At 36.6% G+C, this 20,200-nt stretch carries 16 protein-coding genes; all 16 read right to left on the bottom strand.

Features of this window, described 5'->3' with window-relative positions:
- Positions 1-4 precede the first annotated feature (4 nt).
- Positions 5-874 carry an amidohydrolase family protein gene (locus KQI87_RS01210; RefSeq protein ID WP_216458561.1) on the bottom strand — a complete coding sequence of 290 codons (870 nt, stop codon included), beginning with the start codon at positions 872-874 and terminating at the stop codon, positions 5-7.
- A 129-nt stretch (positions 875-1,003) separates the two neighbouring features.
- Positions 1,004-2,155, bottom strand: coding sequence for an alanyl-tRNA editing protein (locus KQI87_RS01205; protein WP_216458560.1), 1,152 nt, complete (start codon positions 2,153-2,155; stop codon positions 1,004-1,006).
- Positions 2,156-2,359: 204 nt separating this feature from the next.
- On the bottom strand, positions 2,360-5,104 hold the full coding sequence (locus KQI87_RS01200) for a C1 family peptidase (protein WP_216458559.1): 2,745 nt from the start codon (positions 5,102-5,104) through the stop codon (positions 2,360-2,362).
- Positions 5,105-5,128: 24 nt separating this feature from the next.
- Positions 5,129-6,076 (bottom strand): YARHG domain-containing protein, encoded by a 948-nt coding sequence (locus tag KQI87_RS01195; RefSeq protein WP_216458558.1) that lies wholly within the window; start codon positions 6,074-6,076, stop codon positions 5,129-5,131.
- A 150-nt stretch (positions 6,077-6,226) separates the two neighbouring features.
- Complete coding sequence (locus KQI87_RS01190) at positions 6,227-7,708, bottom strand: hypothetical protein (RefSeq protein ID WP_216458557.1); 1,482 nt, start codon at positions 7,706-7,708, stop codon at positions 6,227-6,229.
- 132 nt (positions 7,709-7,840) lie between these two features.
- Positions 7,841-9,322, bottom strand: a complete 1,482-nt coding sequence (locus KQI87_RS01185) for a hypothetical protein (protein ID WP_216458556.1) — start codon at positions 9,320-9,322, stop codon at positions 7,841-7,843.
- Between the two features lie 30 nt (positions 9,323-9,352).
- The gene (locus tag KQI87_RS01180; protein WP_216458555.1) at positions 9,353-10,093 is read right to left on the bottom strand and encodes a fibronectin type III domain-containing protein; all 741 of its coding nucleotides are present in this window, start codon (positions 10,091-10,093) and stop codon (positions 9,353-9,355) included.
- A gap of 158 nt (positions 10,094-10,251) precedes the next feature.
- Positions 10,252-11,568, bottom strand: coding sequence for an FHA domain-containing protein (locus KQI87_RS01175; RefSeq protein WP_216458554.1), 1,317 nt, complete (start codon positions 11,566-11,568; stop codon positions 10,252-10,254).
- A gap of 2 nt (positions 11,569-11,570) precedes the next feature.
- The gene (locus tag KQI87_RS01170; RefSeq protein WP_216458553.1) at positions 11,571-13,226 is read right to left on the bottom strand and encodes a VWA domain-containing protein; all 1,656 of its coding nucleotides are present in this window, start codon (positions 13,224-13,226) and stop codon (positions 11,571-11,573) included.
- Between the two features lie 2 nt (positions 13,227-13,228).
- A complete protein-coding gene (locus KQI87_RS01165) occupies positions 13,229-14,002 on the bottom strand; it encodes an FHA domain-containing protein (protein WP_216458552.1) in 774 nt (257 codons plus the stop codon).
- Positions 14,003-14,047: 45 nt separating this feature from the next.
- Positions 14,048-15,403 (bottom strand): trypsin-like peptidase domain-containing protein, encoded by a 1,356-nt coding sequence (locus KQI87_RS01160; protein ID WP_216458551.1) that lies wholly within the window; start codon positions 15,401-15,403, stop codon positions 14,048-14,050.
- Positions 15,404-15,411: 8 nt separating this feature from the next.
- Complete coding sequence (locus KQI87_RS01155; RefSeq protein ID WP_216458550.1) at positions 15,412-16,134, bottom strand: PP2C family protein-serine/threonine phosphatase; 723 nt, start codon at positions 16,132-16,134, stop codon at positions 15,412-15,414.
- A gap of 58 nt (positions 16,135-16,192) precedes the next feature.
- Positions 16,193-17,404, bottom strand: a complete 1,212-nt coding sequence (locus KQI87_RS01150; protein ID WP_216458549.1) for an FHA domain-containing serine/threonine-protein kinase — start codon at positions 17,402-17,404, stop codon at positions 16,193-16,195.
- 6 nt (positions 17,405-17,410) lie between these two features.
- Positions 17,411-18,157, bottom strand: coding sequence for a PP2C family protein-serine/threonine phosphatase (locus tag KQI87_RS01145; protein WP_216458548.1), 747 nt, complete (start codon positions 18,155-18,157; stop codon positions 17,411-17,413).
- Positions 18,154-18,855 (bottom strand): FHA domain-containing protein, encoded by a 702-nt coding sequence (locus KQI87_RS01140; protein ID WP_216458547.1) that lies wholly within the window; start codon positions 18,853-18,855, stop codon positions 18,154-18,156. Before KQI87_RS01140 ends, KQI87_RS01145 begins: the two co-directional genes overlap by 4 nt.
- Before the next feature lie 23 nt (positions 18,856-18,878).
- A complete protein-coding gene (locus tag KQI87_RS01135) occupies positions 18,879-20,195 on the bottom strand; it encodes an FHA domain-containing protein (RefSeq protein WP_216458546.1) in 1,317 nt (438 codons plus the stop codon).
- Between the last annotated feature and the right edge of the window lie 5 nt (positions 20,196-20,200).

The raw sequence follows: 20,200 nt of genomic DNA, 5'->3' as shown, positions 1-20,200 counted from the left end.
GTTATTACCGTCTGATAAATTTCTTTTTAATTTCTGATTCACCATCTGAAAGCCAGTGACAGACAATATCACTTTCTTCCAGAATTTCTGTAAACGCTTTCATTTCATCCTGAATTCCTTTTCCATGAAGAACCCGATAAGCCCCTGCATCGCTGCCCGGAGCAACCTTTACTCCAAGTTTAAATACCTTTCTGATATTCTCTTCTGCAAATTCTATGATCGGCTTCAGCGTTTCATCAGCATAACGCCCGTCTCCCAGAAGATTACGCACTGTGACCAGCGTCGGAACCCATACTGTATCACTCTCTGCCAGCATGTTAAGACTTTCTTCATTCATGTAGTTCCCATGCTCCAGACTGTCCACACCGGCTTCCACTGCTGCCTGAACACCATAGTCCCCGTTAGTATGAGACATCACGGCCATACCCTCTTCATGTGCAATATGTACCATCTCTTTCACTTCAGCCGCATCCAGCGGTGTTCCCGTGACAGCTCCGTGTGCATTGAAATCCATGATTCCTGTAGTCATGATCTTAATAAAATCCGCACCTGCATTTATCGCCTCAAGCACACGACCATGAAATTCCCGCATTGTTGCAAAGCTTTTTCCAACAATGGAACCATAGTGTCCCTCTTTGTGGATTGCAAATACAGGAGTCCGGTAATCAATACCGTATTCCGGCGCAAGTTCTTTCGCTCTCGCGGAAACGCCCAGTGCATCGCCACCATCACGTACAAAAGTAATATCTCTGTCCTGATAAGCTTTCAGATGCTCTCTTATTATCTGGTCATCCGGACCATTCTTATGCATATCAATTGCCTGACGGTAATTCACACCATCCATAATTATATGCGCATGACATTCTCCAAACATTTCTCTTTTCTCTGCCTTTTCTTTCTTAGATTAAGACGCATGTGAATCTGTTGTTCGTTTTATGATTTACATATCTTATTGCTGTTTTGAAATCTCTGCCTTATTATCGTTTTCCTTATCTACCACATCTTATTTCTCAAAGAAATTACGAATTTCTGCCTCTGTCGCCTGCACAGACCCCTGTACAAAGAATGGCTTTCCTCCACCTCTGCCGTTTAATGCAGCATTCATTTCCTTTGTATACTGGCGTAAGTCTCCGTCAATTTCTCCCATCGCATACTTATAACTTCCATCTTCATTTCTGGAAAATACTGCACAGCATCCCTGGCAGGTATTCATCACTGCATCTGCAAGTTTACGTACAGAATCTGCTTCCAGACCTTCTTTGAAGATCAGGACACTTCCTGCCCCATCCCACTTCTTCGCTTCTGCCTGGAACATTTCTTCCTCCATACGGGCTACCTGTCCTTTCAGACGGAAGTTCTCATCCTGCAGACGCTGAACTGCATCTGCTGTTTTTTCCATCTTTGCAGAAAGCTTTACAGAAATCTGGTGGTTCTGCTCATTTACCATATTCAAATAGTCCAGAACACGTTTTCCGCAGATCATCTCCATACGGATACCATCACGGAACTTCACTACAGAGAGAAGTTTCACCATTCCGATTTCACCTGTATGTGTCACATGAGTACCGCAGCATGCACATACATCTACTCCCGGGAAAGTCACGATACGAACCTGTCCGGTCAGTTCCTTTTTGCTTCTGTAATCCAGAGTCTCTAATTCCTCTGCTGTCGGATAAGTGATCTGTACCTCTTTATCCTCCCAGACTCTCTCATTTACTTCCTGCTCAATCTCCGCCAGCTGAGCTTCATCCAGCATACCATTCAGGTCTACAGTGATCACATCACTTCCCATGTGGAAGCCTACATTGTCATAGCCATACTTCGCATGAATAATACCGCTGACCATATGCTCTCCGGAATGCTGCTGCATCAGATCAAAACGACGTGCCCAGTCAATCTTTCCTTCAACTTTCGTACCCACTTCCAGTGGCTTGTTTATATAATGAAGCAACTCTCCATCTTTCTCATGAACCTCTGTCACTTTCACATCACCCAGAGTTCCCATGTCACTCGGCTGTCCGCCGCCTTCCGGATAAAAAGCACTCTTATCCAGGATTATGGCATAGCCTTTTTTTCTCTCTCTGCACTCTACTACTATTGCTGTGAATTCTTTTTTATATACATCTTCATAATATAAACGTCTTGTTTCTGTCATTGTCTGCTATTCTCCTATTTTATTTCTAATTTTTATCCTCTTTTAATAGAATTTCTCTTTACATTTTTTTAAATCTAATGCAAGTATAAAGCAATTCCAGCATATTATCAAGACTATAGCCCATGCCAAAAATATTCTATACACCAGCAAAAAAGCTACAGCTTTTTGAATCTTATCAATTCACTAAAGCTGTAGCTTTAATAGTTATCTCTTAATAACAGAAGATGCCTCATATTTGCCATATGTAGTCCCATTCGTCTGTTTTACAAATGCTTTCACTGCATAATAATATGACTCACCTTTTTCGGCAGTTTCATCAGTCCAGGAACTCTTCTTTGCATCATCAATCTTAGCAATCTGTTTCCAGGAATTATTTTTTGTTTTTCGCAGAATCTGATAGCCGTCACAACTCTTCTGTACATTCCAACGGATATAAATTCCATCACTTTCATTTTTTATAGAGTTAATTTTAGTAACAGCAGGAGCCGTCTTTATAGCCGGGCTTACATTATATCTGCTGTAAACTTTGCTTCCTGAAACCTCTCTGTATGCCTGTATCAAGTATTGATAGGATGTTGCGGATGCAAGATTCTTATCATTATATTTCGTCTCAGATGATGATGCTGCTTTTAGAAATTCCCATTTTTCTCCTTCAGGTTTCTTTCGGAAAATATTATATGCCGTTACTCCAGAAACTTTTTTCCATTTTATCTGATTATATCCATCTGATAATGCCTTCACTGTAAATTTCGGAATATCAAGAGCACTCTTTGCTTCTGCCTGGTCTGATTTTTTACCATACTCTTTCTTTCCATTCTTTATTTTAAAAGGAATTATTGTATATACGTATGTGGTTCCTGTTTTAACAGAAGTATCCTGATATTTAACCGCCTTGGCATTTACATCTGCCAGTTTCTTTGATTTTTTTCCTTTTTCAGCTCTGTAAATCGTATAACCTTTTGCGTCCTCCACTCGTTCCCATGAAAGAACAATTCTATTGTATGCTTTAGGCTCTGCACGAAATCCGGAAACCTGCATTGCTTTAACTTTAACTGTAACAGTAGATAAAAGCTGTGATGAATCTGTGCTTTTACAGGTAATTACTGCTGTTCCATTCTTTTTGCCATTGATCACGCCATTTTCATCTACTGTTGCCACTTCCGGATTGCTGCTTTCATATAACAGATTAATATAACTCATAGAATCTGGTGTTATGGCTGCTTTTGTCTTGACACTTTCGCCAGACTTCAGAACTGTTTTATCTGTTGTAAAAGAAAGCACGGGAGTTACTGCATAATCAAGGGTTTTAGTATGAGCTTTGATTCTCGGAGATGAATATAAATCATATAAATCTCTCCAGCTTCCTTCTGCAGAAGCTCTGAAAAAGCTTTCACCAATGTTGCTTCCGGCTTCTGTGTAATACCAGGAAGCGATATTACCCACTTCACGTCCAATACTGAATTTATTGACACCAGTATTTGTAATTACAACCGAATACTTGCTTCCCTGTTGTAATACTACTTCTGGTATTCTTACTGTTTTTATTCCTGCCAGTGACTGATATGCTTCATACGGAACTTCATATACTGGAGAGCCGCTTGTAGGATTCTGTATATCGCTTAAATTTGCATAAATTTGTATACTGTAACAAGCATCATCACTAAATGTAATTATATTTACTTCTCCTAAAATTTCTGCTTTTCCATTTCCTGCTTTCGCGTTAAAAGCCACTGCCATAGACTGACCAGGAGAAAGGCTCCAACTACCATATCCTGTTGAACCATCATAAAAATAATTATTTTCATATTCTGTATCTTTTTCCATATCTACAGCTATTAGTTCTCGAATGTTTTTATCTTCATAGGAAATGTAAAAATATCCATTGTCACCCCAGCTATTTGACCAGCTGTTTTTTACAATCCATGCTCCATCCGAAGTAACCTCAGAAGATGCAATGAAATTTTTTGAAGAATAGTTATCATCCCATCCCACTACCACCACTGCATGATTTGTCGTATCTTCATAAACAGGATTACTATATGCAGCTGTATCAGGATTATAGTATTCATCTTTTCGATTCATACTGATTTTTACAGCTTGTTTTTCTATAAGCAACTGTTTCATCCTATTCACAGAATAGTCAGAAAAAATCGCATTTCTTAAGTATGCAACCGCATGATATTCTTTATCAGATGAAATTTGAGCTGAAGTTTCACCAGAATATTTCAATTCATTCGGAAGAGGCATATCATCTTCCGTTGTCAATCCAGAGTAGGTTGTGAGAAAAATAGTACCTAATCGGGTATTACCGTTCCATGCGTAAGGATTAACTCTAACATTTTTATCATTTGGTGTATTCCCAAGTGGATCATTACTTCTGTTTCCAAAAAAATATCCCAGATGCGCTTCTGAAAGATCATAAGTTCCTTTTCCCTGCGCAAGTAATGATGTTTCAGCAATTGAAGTCAGACTAAATGCATAACACATCGGAGATTGGTATTGATTTTTAACCGAAGTGATAATCCCCTTTTCTCTTGCATCATATTTAGATGGATATAGCTGATAAGTATCAATATCCAGGTTACTTCCAATAAACGGTACCTTTTCTGTAAATGTAGGATAATTAAATGGTTCCAGTTCTTTTTCCCGTTCTTCTTCTGTCAATGGACGGCCTTTTATGTATCGGATTTCTCCATCTTCTTGGCTTTCTTCATCCCCAGTTCCAAACACAGTTGCACTTTCTCCTGTTTCAAAACAATCCACTTCTTCATTGGAAGATTTATCCTGAAATTCTTCTACCATATCTTCATTATCCTGAAATATAAAAGTATCAGAAGTACCGGATTCGAACTCCTCCTGCGCATATACCACAGATTCTGTGCTTAAACACATAGTCAGGCACAAAAATACTGTGAAAATCTTTTTATAACTGTTCTTATTCTTTTTCATCCGTTTCTCCCGAACTTCACCTGTTTAATGCAAATAATTCATGTTTACATATCCTGTATCATTATATTTTGATGAATATACGAGCCAATAAGTCGGGTCACTGCTGTCACGAACTTCTACTACATCGCCTGTATACAGCTCACCTTTCTCATTACCTGAGTTAAAAGATTTTTCGCTTCTTAATGCCAGGTACCCTTTATCTACTTTTACCGTTTTATAGATTACCGGAAAATTGTATGAAGATGTGGAAGTATTTGAAGCATTTGAATCTTTTACAAGATAATCCTTGTTAACATATCCGTAATCCTGATATTTCGGTGCATATACATACCAATACTGAGTATCCGTTCCCTGTTGTAAAAAGACTTTATCCCCTGTATATAGCTGACCCTTCTCATTTGAATCATTATATTCCGGGTCGCTTCTTAATGCCAGGTACCCTTTAGAAACACTCACTTTGTAAGGAATACCAGAAAGGGCATCTGTACTTTCGTAAGTAACTCCACCAAACATTTTATTTTTTGTCTTATCTATATAATCTTTTACAGGCTGATAACTGTATCCTGCTACATCCAACTTATAACCACCGAGTTCCTTTTCTCTTTTTGCCAGAAGTTTAACGTTTGCAAGTTCATATTCATTTAACATACTTTCAGAAAAATCACCCGGTTCAACTGTTCCATAATACCAGTATTGACTGTTAAAATAATCCTGCAATTCCTGTGATGCAAATTTACGTCCATGCTGTGCATAAATTTCATTTTTTCCATAGCACAATACCTGTAAAGGCATATCAGCAATATCACTGTCAGATAAATACATCCAATTATAGCCCTGCACAATAATTGGATCATATGCCTTTACTTCTGCATGAGCTTTAAACGAAATTGCTATGCAAGAAGTCATAAATACAACTATGATTGCCATAATCTTCCAAATATTTTTCTGATAAATTCTTTCTGCTCTCTTCATACTGTTTTTCCATCCTTTCTTAAGTTCTGCTGTTTTTACTGTTTTCCGGGTTTCTTCTTTGTTTCTTTCGCCCCTTTCTTTTTGTTACACATATTTTATCTCACGTCTGCAACCCCTTTTTCGTATCCTTTCCGGTTTTGCAGTTATGTCTCATTTTTTTACCTGAAACGATGCTATAATTGTCTGGCTATCGCTTTTCATTTTTTCATATTCTGCACGTACTTCTTTGTCCTCTGTTGTACAGGTTACATCCGTAGGTCCGGCTATCCAGAACATGACCTGTGCATCCTCATCCTCTGCGGTCAATTGTGTATCATCCGCGTCATCTGGCCCATATCCCCATTCACACACAGCAATTCTCAAAAAAAATCCATTTCCCTGTGGAAAAAATGTTTTTTTCTGATAAAACAGATATTTTGTATATCTTTTACTTTTTTGAGATCTTATGATTACATTTCCGTCCCAGGATTCCGGCAGATAAAAACTGTAATTGTCATTTTCTATTTTCCTATTTGGAAAATCTGTTTTTAAATTCAGCGTCTCTAGAATTTCTTTACATCCTGCAAGTTTTTCCAGATATTTCCGTTCTTTTTCCTCATCTCTCGAAGCCAGCTCAGGATGTTTCGTATTAACCGCCATATAAATACTTCTGCCAAAAATAGTCTCACCATCTAACTTTGTATATTCGAATTCTTCGTCTCTTTGAAATTCTTCGTCATAAGTCAGAATCAAATGCATGAGAACACCATCACTATAAGAAAAATTTTCATCCACAAAATAGTAATAAGAAGTTCCAAGTTTTCCTCCTGAACCACTGGAATATCCGCCTTTCCATGAGTCTGGAATCTTAAATGAAAATTCATCCGTTTCAAATATTTCATCCTGTAATTCTGAATCACTTTGGGATTTTTCTTTTTTTGCTTCTTTACTCTCTGATAAACGCTGCGCCAACTCTTCATACTTGTCCATATATTCCGTCGCCTTACGTTCCACTGCCTCTTTATCATTTTCCCATGTAAATTCTTCAGAAATACATGACTTCAGTTCTGGCGTCACCTGTTCCTGTACATAATCAGTCATTTCCTGATTCCAGCCGGCAAACCAGTAATTAAAATTTTTATAATAATGATATCCTTTCCTGAATTCCTGCATTTCTTTGTATTCTTTCTGATCAGACACCAGTGTTTCATATCCCGAATCAGATTTTTCTACATAGCATAAATCATCGGATAATTCGGCAAGATTCGATATCATACATATCTCTTCATATTCCCGGCTAATTCCAAATTCGTTAAATTCGTCCGCACTGATTTCATATTTTTCAAATAAATTTTTCTGTTCTTCATTTAAGTAACTATAACCAATATTTTGTTCCTTACTCTCCATCAGTGAATTTATTGCTTTATTTACTGTCTCTGTTGCCTCTGAAAGATTTACAGTTCCCTGAAGATAATCGCCTACTGTATCCAGTGCACAATCATATTGATAACTAGCCTGGTCCAATGGAAGGAAAAAAGTTTTATAGTCTTCCACTACTTTTTGAAAATCATCCTGCGCAGATACAGAATAATTTGTCATTGTGCTGCCGATTGCAGTTATACAAATAGCTGTCAGATAAATTTTCTTTTTCATCTCTTTTCCCTCCACAAGTTTTCATATAAAACATTCAAAATCAATGTGTGAATTTTCTGTAAATTAGCACGTATTATATCTATTTATTATACATCAATATCTCCCATATTATCGTGCCAACCTTGTCCCGTTTTAGTTTTTCACCTGGAATGTCGCCATAATTGTTGTAGCAGCAAACTTCATTTTAAAATAATCCTCCCTCTCTGCTTCTCCATACGTTACCCCCGTAGGTCCTCCAATCCAGTACATTATCTGTCGATTTTTTTCTTCTCCCAGTACTCTGGCTCCATCTAAAAGGTCCGGTCTCTCTCCTGTTTTGCTGGGTACTATACTTAAAAGAAGACCTCCGCCGGAAGAAAGGCTTTTTTTATGATAAAAGGCATAACTAGTACAAGTTTTACCTTTTCTGGGGATCATAATTACATTTCCCTCCCATGCTTTCGGCAAATAAAAACTGTAATCATTATTTTCTATTTTTCTACATGAAAAATCCGTCTTCAATTTCAGGGTATCTGGAATTTTGTCACAATCTGAACGTTTCTCCAGATATTCCTGTTCGAATTTTTTGTCCTCCGGATCCATCTCTGAATGTTTTGTATTAACGGCCATATAAATACTTCTTCCCAAAACCGTTTCACCATCTAACTTTGTATATTCAAATCCATCTTCCTTTTCAAATTCTTCATTGCTGGTCAGGATCAGGCGCATAAACTCACCGTCACTTTTGTAAGAAATATTTCTATCAGAAAAGCTGAAATAAAAAGCTTCCGTTTCTCCTCCTGTTCCGCTGTAATATCCATTTACCCAGGAATCTGGAATTTCAAATGAAAATTCTTCTGTTTCAAAAATCTTCTTCTGCGTCTTTATATCTTCTTCAGGACTCTTTTCTTCTACCTCTTTCTTATTCTCAGACAGTTGCTGCATTCCTGCTTCATAATTGTCCATGTAGTCCATCGCCTTACATTCTGCAATATCCTTATCCTTTTCCCATACAAAATCTCCGGAAATAAAGGATTTCAATTCCGGCGAAACCTGATCCTGCACATAGGCAGTCATTTCTTCATTCCAATCAGCAAACCAGTAATTAAAGTTTCTATAATAATGATATTCTTTTTTAAGCTCCTGTAATTCTTTATATTCTTTTTGATCAGACACCAGTGTTTCATATCCTGATTCTGATTTCTTAACATAGTACAAATCATCTGCCAGCTCCGCAAGATTACATATAATATATACATACTCTTCTCTCAGACTGTTTCCAAATGTCTCATACTCTTCTGCATTAATTCCATATTCTTCCAGCAAACTAATCTGTTCATCTTCTAATTTACGATAGCTATAATTTTTCTCTTTTTCTTCCATAATTATACTTAACGTATCATTTACTTTCTCTTCTGTCTCCGAAAGATTTACCTTTCCCTCAATATAATCTCCTACAGTTTCCAGTACACAGTCATATTGATAGTTTATCTGATCCAGAGACAGAAAAAGTTCTTTATAATCCTCCACTATCGTCTGATAATCCTCCTGTGCAGACACAGAAGAACTTCCCATTATATTTATACTGCCTGACATTGTCAGGCAGATAATAAATAAACCTATTTTCTTTTTCATCTGCTATTTCCTCCATACTCTGCGTGTCTGTCATCTTGATAAGGTTATTCTTCCTATCGCTGAGCTATATGAATAAATTTTCTTTCCATTAATCATTCTGTATGCTTTGACAAAATAATAATAGCTCCTTCCATTTGTTATGGACCTGTCAATATAATAGTTTCTGGAGGATGATGCAGTCGCTATACGTTTATAAGTTCCATTTAAAGATGTCGCACGATAAACTTCATAACCTGTCACGGAACTAAGTTTTGTCCAGGTAATTATCGTTGAAGTTGATGAATATCTCTTTAAATTCTTTAAATTTACTTTTTTGGCAAGTTTAGCAGAATATGTTAAAGCATATTTGGAAATACTTCCAAAATTTTTAATTCCAATATAATACACACCTTTTGAAAATCTTGCACTGTATTCAAAGAAGTTAATTCCGTTCTTCTTGGAATAACTCCACTGTTTACTACCGTAAAATGATTTCAGAGTTTTTCCGTTGCTGCCATAAATCAACACACCTGCTGTTTTTGTTCCGGGAACTCCAACACATAAATTAATATCCATAGTTTCAGGAACAGAGATATAATAAATTTTTTCTCCTGTTCTGGTGAACACACCTCCCATGGCTGTTTCTGCCGGAAGCAGGGTTGCAGTATCCATCCACGAATAAGCTTTCGCATACGCATTTTCTGTGAATCCAAATACACCTGCTAACATACTGAAAACTAACGCTAAAACCATTGCACGTTTTCTTAACATTTTTTTCATACCATTTCCCATCCTTTCTTACATCCATTATTTTACTGTTTCAGGTATTTTCTCTGTATTCGTCCTCACCCCTTCCTTTTGATGAACATAGTTTAAGTTCTTAAACGCAACCCTTTTTCATATTCATTCTTCTGGTTATATTTGGAATATCACTATTTTCTATTTAAAAGTCAACATTCCTGGCATATATCAAAAACAACTGCTGTTGACCCCAATGCAATGCGATCTCCATTCCTCAGTCTCTGATAGACTTTGGGCTGAATCTTTATATTATTTACATATGTTCCATAGGTGGAATCAACGTCAGTAATAAATAATTGATTATTTTCACTTACAATTCTACAATGAGTTCCACTAACCCCCTGAGTATTATTCGGCAGACATATATCACATTTAGAAGACCTTCCAATTAATACTGTTTCCTTTATTGACAATTTATGTCCGGCAAGTGGTCCTGTAATTCCCTGTAATAAATATCCCCCAACTTCTGTATTTCCATTTGATTTCAAAAACTGAATAAACGACTTTTTTACAATTGTAAGTGAATTCATCCAAAGTACAATCGTAATGATAATAAAAACAGGAGTTCTATTAATACTATTCCAGATAAAATGACATACAAAGCTGGTTCCAAATGCAATTCCAAAATCTTTATTAAAGAAAGATTTTTCTGTAATTTTTCCGTTTTCTGTATGCAAAGCAACTGCCGCCGTATACGGTGCACAAAAAAGTGTATGCCCTGCCATCGCCCAAATTCCTCTTAACAATTGATTCTGAAAAAGAAAAACTAAATTGTTCTTATCTATTGATCTCAAAAATTCTACATGTAATATTTTCACATTTTCTACAATGCCATATTGAACAGACTCAAATCCACCAAAGCCTGCACCTACTGCTGCTCCAATTACTAATCCTGTTAATCCCCAAATTCTAAATTTAGGCTTCTTATTAAGCAGAACCAAAAATCCAACAGCAATCAGAAGCTTTGCCGGCTCTTCAATAAAAGGAGCATACGCCACCTCTTTTACAGGAATATCTTTACTCATAAATGCAGTTGCCACAAGCGAAAGAAATCCACCTGCTAAAAATATTCCTATCAATTGCAATAATGAAATATTTCTGGGAATATTTAATTCCCAGAAAAAAATCATTACTACAATTGGAGGTAATAAAGGAAAAGCCATAATCACAAACAAATTAATCGCCGGAATATTAATGCTACCAATATATTCTATTAACAAATATAAAGCCACATAAATTATGCCACAGACACCCAGACCGTATTTTAAAACCGTATAAAATAACCAAGGTTTCTGCCAAACACTAAGAAGATATTCTCTACTTTTGGAATCATACATTTCTCCAGCTGAAACAATTAACTCCTTATCAGATTTTGAATGTTTTTTATAAAAATCCGAGAAAAAATCCACCCACGTTACATCTTCCGGTTTATTTAATAGCTTATTATATAAGTCCTTAACTCCCATTCTTATTCATTCCTCATCCAGCTAAAGCGATATTCATAACTTCCCATTCGAACTTTACTGTTATTTGTAATTTCTGTTGGTTGATTTTTAATAAGTTTTACACCTTCTAATGCAATTCCATTTGTTGAAATATCAGTAATATACATCTCCGTTCCATTATAAACCATCTGACAGTTCTGACCGGACAGCTTCATATCATTCTGAATCAGTTTCATATCTGATCTGTCATCACGTCCCATGGTAAATGGTTTATTCATATCAAACAAATATTGGAATTTCACATTGCTATCACCTATAACTACTATTTGTAATCTGTATGCTGGTGGAATTATTTCTTCATTATTCGGATTTATCTCAGAATTATTATCACTTTCTTTCTCTAAAGAGTCTGTAATAGGAATATCATCCTTTTCTTCCTCTGATGGTTCTTTAATAGGAGGATTATTCCCTTTTTTCTTCTGTTTTCTAACGATCAAAATCACACTTATAATTAATAAAACCGCAACGCCTGCACAGATATATGTACGATATGCAGATAATAATGAACTATTTTCTTCTGATACTCTTATTTCCTCTTCTGCTTTTTCTTCAGGCACAGTCTCCGGCTCTTCCGTATCTTTTTCCTCTGGTATCTCTGCCTCTACCGTTTGTTCAGGTACTGTTTCTGGCTCTTCGGTATTCATTTCAGATACCGCTTCTTCTTCAGTTTCTACAGGTTTTATTTCTATTGTATCCCTAAAAATATTAATTGTATCTTCATAGCTCTTTTCTCCGTTTACAAGACAAGATAAACGTAATGTCATTGTATCTTCATTCTTCTGATCAAGCTTAAGCAGATCTTCATTTGAAAGATCAGATAAATCAAAAACAACCTTCTGAACTTTATGCATATTTTCAACAATACTCTTTCCAACATCTGATGCCGAAATGTTCTCAACAACCGGAACATAATGCTGTCCACCTAAAGAATCTCTTGCAAAGCTTCCAAGAATATCTGCGTATTCATTTGCCTCATTCGATGGATTATCATATAATGTTGCCACCGTAAAAACCGGAACTGTCTGCTCTTTTACAACACTTGTCGCTTCCTTCTCCGTAGAACCTTTTTTCTGATCATTATGACCATCTGAAAGAATGACCAGACATTTTTTTGTTTTTACTGAAGTATTGCTCGCCAGCTCCTCCATACTTTCTACAATTCCAGTATAAAGATTTGTATCTTCTTTCGTTACCTCTAATCCTGCAAGATATGAGGAAATCTCTGACTGATCTGTCATAAAAGAAGAGGGAAGAATTGTATCACCCATTGTTGCAATAACCATATTATCTTTATCAGTCATGTTATCAGTGATTGTCTGAATAATCTCCTTTGCACAATCAAACGGAGTTCCTTTCATTGAACCCGAAATATCCAGAAGGATATACCAGGTAACTGCATTCTTTTCTGTTGATTTTACCTTTGGTGCAGAAAGATTTATTCCTGAAAGATTTGCAGAATATTCTGCTTTATCTCCTTCCTCTACATAAGTATAAAGCTGTATTTTGCTTCCATCCGTAATGCATTCCTGAATCATTCGTTTGTTGGCTGCTGCTGATACTGGAAATGTAGTCACCAATAACACCATCACCCAAATCAGAATATATCTTATTTTTTTCATTTTCATCCCTCCTCATCTATAAACCAATATCTTGTGTTTCCAATCTCTAAAACTGCGTGATTATAAAGCGCACGAATCTCACCCTTTTTAAGTTCTCTTCCATTAAATTTTAACGGCTTTTCTGTCTGTTGCTTTTCAATCCAGTATCTTCCCTGATCATGCCACAATGTCATATGAATATCTGCCAATTCTGCATCTTCATCAAGTGCAATATCCGCTTTTCCTTTACTTCCAATTGTAGACTTTACCTTTTTGCGAACCGGAATTGCAATTCTCTCATTCTGATTAACTAAATAAACTGTTCCTATCATCTCCTGAGAATCTGTACTGGGTATTTTATTATTTTTTTTCTTACTTCTCTTTTTATAAATAATAAAACATAACAGAATAACAAATATTAAAAATACTACTACCAGATATCCTGAATATTTTTTTAGATTATGTACCTTTATACCATTTGGTTCTGTTTTCAATTCTATTTCGTTTTCTGTTTCTGGCTCTTTTTTCTGTTCTTTTTTAGCATTTTTTTGAGGTTTTGATTGATCTGTAGTTATAGTCTCATCAGATTCTGACAAAGAGTCCTGAACTTTCTCTTCATCCTTATCTTTTGTACTTTCTTCCGGAGCTTCACTGATCTGTTCAACCTGAATTTCACTAAATGCTTTTTCCGTTTCATCAGGCTTTTCTCCTGCTGCCAACACTCTATCATGCAGAAAAAGTATCTGACTCAACATTAAAATTAATGCAAAGATTATCAATACTCTTCTTTTTCTCATAAAACCCTACCTTCCTGTCAAGTCGTCACCAGTGCTAAAACAACACTATTTTGAAATCTGAAATCCCTGCTCTTTTGAACCAAAATATATTTTGGCTCCAACAGGAAGCTCTACATACACATCTTTTGGTATTCTATCTCCCTTTTCCAGAAAAGTTCCATAAGTTGAACCGTAATCTATCACAAAAAGTTTCCCATCTTTCACTACCAGCTTACAATGCATACCACTGACACCATTTGTGTCTGCCGGGTACCGTAACTGACAGTCATTTCCTCTTCCGACTGTTACCACATCTCCAATAGCAAATCTTCTCTTAACAAATACACCACTGATTCCATTAATTCTGTATCCGCTGTCTTTTTGTTTTACATGATTCTGCCATTCGTTCAGTTTCTTATTAAGTTCAGCTTCAAGTTTTTTTATCTCTTCTTTATGTTCTTCATTCATTTTCTTCTGTCTGGATATCAGAAAAATCCCGATAACTGCTGCCGCCAGAATAAAAATTCCCAATGGAAGTGCCCAGTCTGGAAAATGAAATGATGCTTTGTAAAGATCGTAAGAAATACCATTTGCATCCAGCATATCCATTGCATAGTCAATATAAATAGAAGTTGAATAGAATGACTCTCCTATACCATATGTATTAATTCCAATTACTGCGCCATCTTCTGTAATCAACGGTCCCCCTGAATTTCCATGGTTGATTTTTGCGGTACTTTGAATTACTTTGTTATTGTCAGCCCACGAAAGAGTAGTAAATCGTGAAATTGTTCCATCTGTAGAGATAATACTTTCAACTGCTCCAAATATGCTTCGCCTACATACCGAATATGTTTGTCCATCTGTATCGTAAGCATCTGAATACTCATCTGCATCACCTGGAAATCCTAATGCGTAGACTTTTTGTGCCTCCACAGTGTCATCTGTATGCATTAACGACAAAGCAACTCTTTCACTAATTATTTTCTCTGTTTTCAAAATTGCAACATCCGGATATTCGTCTGATATATCTACAACCGTACAGGCTTCCAATTTACTATAATCAATATTAATTTTTTGCGCATTCTGTATTTCCCCATTCTTATCTACATACTCTGTAAAATCTATTCTAATTGCATCATCACTTAAAATAATATATGTTGGTACAATATTACCATCCTCATTGACCACAACATGACGATTCGTAACAAATGTATCTGTTGCTTCGCCTGATTTTCCAACGCCAAATCCTGTACCTGTAGCAAAATAATTCTTTTCTTCATCTATCGCAGCGATTCGAACCACGCCATTTCTTGCTTTATTTACAGCCGATTCATCTGCACTTACAGAAACACTTCCCAAAACTGTACACAACAAAAATATAGTCAGTATTTTCCAAAATAAATTCTTTCCTTTTTCCATACTTTTATCTAAGTCCTTTCCGGTATCATCACAGCAATTGCAGAATGATTGTCATGCTTTTCCGGCATATTTTCTTCTACCGTTTGTCGAATAAGTTTTATCCACTCTTCTGCCGTAGATGACTTAGCAAGAAGTTCTGTTAACTTTTCATCTGACAATAGTTCCCACACACCATCCGAACATAGTAAAAATGCATGCTCGCCTGGTTCAAGTTGAATACATTTTACTGATTTCAACTCCTCTTCTGCTGTACCAAGTGCATGAAATATCTTGCTTCGCCCCGGATATTCCGGTATTTCATCACGACTAATCTCATTTAAGCTAACTGCTACCTGTGCAATACTGTGATCCAGTGTATAATCCACTAATTTTCCATTAAAAAAATGATATAATCTACTGTCCCCAATATGTCCCCAAATTGCACGACCGAGACTGACGCAAAGATATACAGCTGTTGTCTTCATGTGGTAATCATTCTGTTGTTGCTCAAGAATCTGTTCATTTGCTTCAGAAAACGAATGAATTAGTTGTTCTTTTGTAACTTCTTCATTATCAGAACCACATTGCACCAGCTGCTCGCATACTATTTCTGAAGCTTTTTTCCCATCTCCATGTCCTCCAAGTCCATCTCCAAGCACAGCTACAAGATTTTTCTCATATACACAGAACATACAGGTATCTTCATTTTTATTTTTTCCACCTTTTGAAGAATAACTTTCAATTGTTATCATTTTATAACCTTTCTGGTTTTATTTATGGTGCAGCCTGTATATACAAACTGCACCAAATTTACACCAATTCATATACTTCATTTACAAATGAAATCATCTGCCCCGTTGAAATCTGTTTCCACGTCTCTTTAGCGATTCTTTGATTGTCTACTGATACACCATTGGTAGAATCCGGATCAAAAATCCAAACATATCCCATCCAATCTACAAAAAGATAAAACTGAATCCTGCTGATTCCAACTGCATTTTGGGGATATTGAATATCTGCTGCACGCCCAACGGAGAAATTTTTTCCTTTTGGAATCTGAAATTTATTTCCTTTCAACATCCCATGTACACAGTAAATGGCTCTCTCTAAATTATGTTTCTCTACAAATTTTTTTCTGTCAAAAAGAGCATTTTCCAGTTCCTGTATCGTTTGAAAACGTTTTTCAGTTTCCACCCGAAGTCCCTTATGAACTGCATCAGACACATGAGACGGAACATCCTCAGTAACTTCGCTCAAATGGACCAAAGAATCTGCCTCCCCGCTTCTTTTATCTGCTGTACGTGCAAGAGCTATTGGAGGTAACTTTCCACTTAAACAATAGTAAATAGTGGCACATAACGAATAAATATCCGTGTATGCCTTTTGTTCACTATCATTTAAATACTGTTCAGGTGGTGCAAAATAATCTGTTAAAAGTTCTGTAAAATGATCTGCATGCGCAAAGTCACGTACATTTCCGTAATCAATCAAATATATCTTTCCCTGTCTCGTCAGAAAAATATTATCTGGCTTAATATCTCTGTGGATATATCCTTTTTGATGAAATACTTTCAATATGTCCAGGACTTCTTTTATCACAGGTGCAAATTGCTGCCATGTCATCTTACCATTATGAATCAGATATTCTTTCAGATTTTCCCCTTCAAGAAACTGCATAGCATAATATTCTGTACCTCCATAAGCAAACCGATCATAAACTTTTAATGTCTTAGGATAATTTCGAAGCTCATGCATAATGTCTGCTTCATTTTTAAATTTACCTTTGTACACTTCAAATACCTGTTCTCTTCCCTTCGCAGGTATCACATATCTGGTATATCTATCCCTATACACAAAACCACTTGGATACAATTCTTTTATTGCCACCATTTCATGATATTTTGCATCATACGCTCGGTAAGTATTCCCAAAGCCACCATGACCAAGAAGATTTAATATCTGATATCTTCCTTTTAACCAGCTTCCAGACAGCAATGCATTTCTTGTTTCATATTCACTCATTCAAAATCACATTCCCTCGTAATCCCAGCCGAGAATAACAGCAGTAAAATTATCCTGTACAGGATTGTTCTTTTTCAGAATTTCTTCCAGCATAATTTCTGCAGCCTTTTTTACATCACCTCCACGAATAACGCTTTCTGCAATTTCCTTTTCAGAAATTGTATTAAAAACGCCATCACTCATGAGTAATATCCTGTCACCAGGCTCCAATTCCACATCCCGCAAGCTGCCTTCTATATGTCTTAAACGCCCCATTCCCATATAACTGGTAAGGCATTCCGACTGTTCATCTGTATATGCGTTCTCGTAACTCATATCTCCGTTTACAGCTGACAACAGTAGCTCTTTTTTATAAACATGCTCTGAATTCATCTGAATCAGGTTTCCTGCGCGATAGAGATAAATTCTGCTGTCACCTACTGAAATCCACTGAAAATGATTCTGCTTCTGCCATACTACCAGAAGTGTTGAGCCACTATTCTGCCCTATATCACTATCTGCATTCACTACATCATTTGCAATACCGACAAGCTGATATAAAGGTGCTATGACCCCTTCCTTCAGAACATTTTTTGACTGACTCAATATCGTATAAACCAGAATCTGACTCACTTTATCCCCATCTGAAAGTCCACCCATGCCATCCGCAAGAACAGCTAACACAGTCTCATCTTCCAATGTCACCGTTCCGAAACTATCCTGCTGTGACTTTCGACTTCCAATATGATGCAGTTTTCCAACTGATATTTTCATTCCTCATCACTCCAGTCAAACTGTTCACCACATAATGCCACAAACATATATTTGCAAGAACCAATCGATAAAATATCATATGATTTCAAATCTGTGGAACCATTTACTCGTTTTCCGTTTACCCTGATAATATTTCTTCCATTATCGTGACCAAAGAAGAATTCTTTTTCCTGCTGGTCATAACCAATATAGCAGTCTTTTTCTCTGGAAATATTATTATCGTATTTAAGTACAATATCCATCGAAAAGCTTCTTCCTATGCTGTTATAGCCTGCATGAATTCGATAATCTTTTCCCTTTTCCGGACCTTCAATGCATACAAGCCAGCCTACTACAGGTAAAAATCCCGCCTGATCATTCATATATACACTTGTTGTGTTTTGAGGTAAAGTATCACCAAATGGATTTCCTCCTGGTACTGTGAATCCATAATTTTCCGGTGGGCGTGTTTCTCCTCCATTATTTCCCATCTGACTCTGTGAATTTACAGTCCCCATTCCCACTGGTGCTGTTGGACCATAATCCTCAACTTCAGGAAATGAAAAAGATTCTGTTGGTCTGTAATCAGATGCTTTCCCACCAGACTGATTAAAATCCATAGTTTCATTTGACTGCTCCATTGCTTCCCGTTCGCACTGTGGGCATCTGGTTAATGTACTTTCATAATAATGACCTTTCTCACACTGTTTAAATTCCATAATTATTCGTCTCCTTTTCTTTTTTATCTTTTATTTTTTGCAGCAACATTAACAACCCGAATTACATTTTTTTCTTCCGCAATATAAAATTCGCTTCCTTCGTGAAGTTCCTGTGGCTGTGTGGGTTCAAGTTTCTTTGCACCGACTTTCGTCTTTAGATAAGTTCCATAGGAAGAATCCTCATCTTTCAGATAGAGTTTTCCATTGAGGTAGAATACACTGGCATGAATAGTACTTACACCGGCATAATCTTTCGGATATTGAATACGGCACTTATTGCTACGACCAATCATAACCTTATCATTTCCTATCGGATATGCCTGTCCTGCCATATGCCCGCTTTCAATGTACAAAAACAGGTTTGCCGGTTCAAAAACATTCGGCTTAGGAGCTGGAGGAACAGGTCTTGGATTAGGAACAGGGGGTGGACCAGGAGTGGGTATAGGATCTGGCTCTGGTAGTGGAGGAGTCGGCTTATTCTTTTTGAGCATTTTTCTTATGAAGAATGCTGCAAACAAAATTGTTATAATAAACCCTCCAAGAATTTCTCCTATTTTTTCCCACTGGTCTTTCGCCTGAGCGTCCGTCTTCTTTTGGGACTGATCTTCCGTTTGCTTCTCCGACTGCTTCTCTGTCTTACTTTCTATCGTCCTTTCCGGCTGCTTTTGAGGTTGCTCTTCCACCGTTTTCTCTTCTGTTGTACTACTATTGAAAACACTGTCATCATATGATATTGGACACGCAATACCATTTTCTAAGATTACTCCTATACATTCCCCATTTTCATTTTCCAATGCTCCCAGAAAAGAATTCATGTAAGTTTCATTTTCAATTTTGTCAAATAAAATGGCATAGCCTGCATCAGGATTATCCTCATTTAATAAACAACTCTCATTAACAGTAACCTGCTGTCTGCCTATCTCAGCTCCATTATCACCTTGAAAAATATATACTGCAGCTGCCTGTTCACCTTTAATCGGAAGAGCTGTTTTATATACATTTACACATTGCTGTATGCTGTCTTCCTCACATCTCCAAATACCAATGGTGTTAGCATATGTTCCTATCATTTTTATAGGAAAACTTTTTTCTTCAGTTACAATTTCTGCCGAAATGCCCTCTTCTTCATTATTATTTAGGAAAGCCAACAATGATATCTGACCATCTCCCACATCCATACATACAGCTACATTTGCATATTGCTGTCCTTCATTTTCCCCTTGGTATACAACAAGCCCCTCCGTATCGGCTGCTCTTACCGAATATGGGACAAAGAACATTACTATATTGAAAAATATAAGTTCTACAAATATATGAATTACTCTTAAATTTCTTTTCAAATTAT

The organism is Blautia sp. MSJ-9, from assembly GCF_018919065.1.
Taxonomy (GTDB): Bacteria; Bacillota; Clostridia; order Lachnospirales; family Lachnospiraceae; genus Blautia_A.
Note: the sequence above shows the minus strand (reverse complement) of the source record. Positions and strands in the feature narration are given on the sequence as shown.

What these genes read in the sequence shown, in the direction of transcription:
- KQI87_RS01210 (WP_216458561.1), bottom strand. Translation starts at nt 874, where the DNA reads ATGTTTGGAGAATGTCATGCGCATATAATTATGGATGGTGTGAATTAC.
- KQI87_RS01205 (WP_216458560.1), bottom strand. Translation starts at nt 2,155, where the DNA reads ATGACAGAAACAAGACGTTTATATTATGAAGATGTATATAAAAAAGAA.
- KQI87_RS01200 (WP_216458559.1), bottom strand. Translation starts at nt 5,104, where the DNA reads ATGAAAAAGAATAAGAACAGTTATAAAAAGATTTTCACAGTATTTTTG.
- KQI87_RS01195 (WP_216458558.1), bottom strand. Translation starts at nt 6,076, where the DNA reads ATGAAGAGAGCAGAAAGAATTTATCAGAAAAATATTTGGAAGATTATG.
- KQI87_RS01190 (WP_216458557.1), bottom strand. Translation starts at nt 7,708, where the DNA reads ATGAAAAAGAAAATTTATCTGACAGCTATTTGTATAACTGCAATCGGC.
- KQI87_RS01185 (WP_216458556.1), bottom strand. Translation starts at nt 9,322, where the DNA reads ATGAAAAAGAAAATAGGTTTATTTATTATCTGCCTGACAATGTCAGGC.
- KQI87_RS01180 (WP_216458555.1), bottom strand. Translation starts at nt 10,093, where the DNA reads ATGGGAAATGGTATGAAAAAAATGTTAAGAAAACGTGCAATGGTTTTA.
- KQI87_RS01175 (WP_216458554.1), bottom strand. Translation starts at nt 11,568, where the DNA reads ATGGGAGTTAAGGACTTATATAATAAGCTATTAAATAAACCGGAAGAT.
- KQI87_RS01170 (WP_216458553.1), bottom strand. Translation starts at nt 13,226, where the DNA reads ATGAAAAAAATAAGATATATTCTGATTTGGGTGATGGTGTTATTGGTG.
- KQI87_RS01165 (WP_216458552.1), bottom strand. Translation starts at nt 14,002, where the DNA reads ATGAGAAAAAGAAGAGTATTGATAATCTTTGCATTAATTTTAATGTTG.
- KQI87_RS01160 (WP_216458551.1), bottom strand. Translation starts at nt 15,403, where the DNA reads ATGGAAAAAGGAAAGAATTTATTTTGGAAAATACTGACTATATTTTTG.
- KQI87_RS01155 (WP_216458550.1), bottom strand. Translation starts at nt 16,134, where the DNA reads ATGATAACAATTGAAAGTTATTCTTCAAAAGGTGGAAAAAATAAAAAT.
- KQI87_RS01150 (WP_216458549.1), bottom strand. Translation starts at nt 17,404, where the DNA reads ATGAGTGAATATGAAACAAGAAATGCATTGCTGTCTGGAAGCTGGTTA.
- KQI87_RS01145 (WP_216458548.1), bottom strand. Translation starts at nt 18,157, where the DNA reads ATGAAAATATCAGTTGGAAAACTGCATCATATTGGAAGTCGAAAGTCA.
- KQI87_RS01140 (WP_216458547.1), bottom strand. Translation starts at nt 18,855, where the DNA reads ATGGAATTTAAACAGTGTGAGAAAGGTCATTATTATGAAAGTACATTA.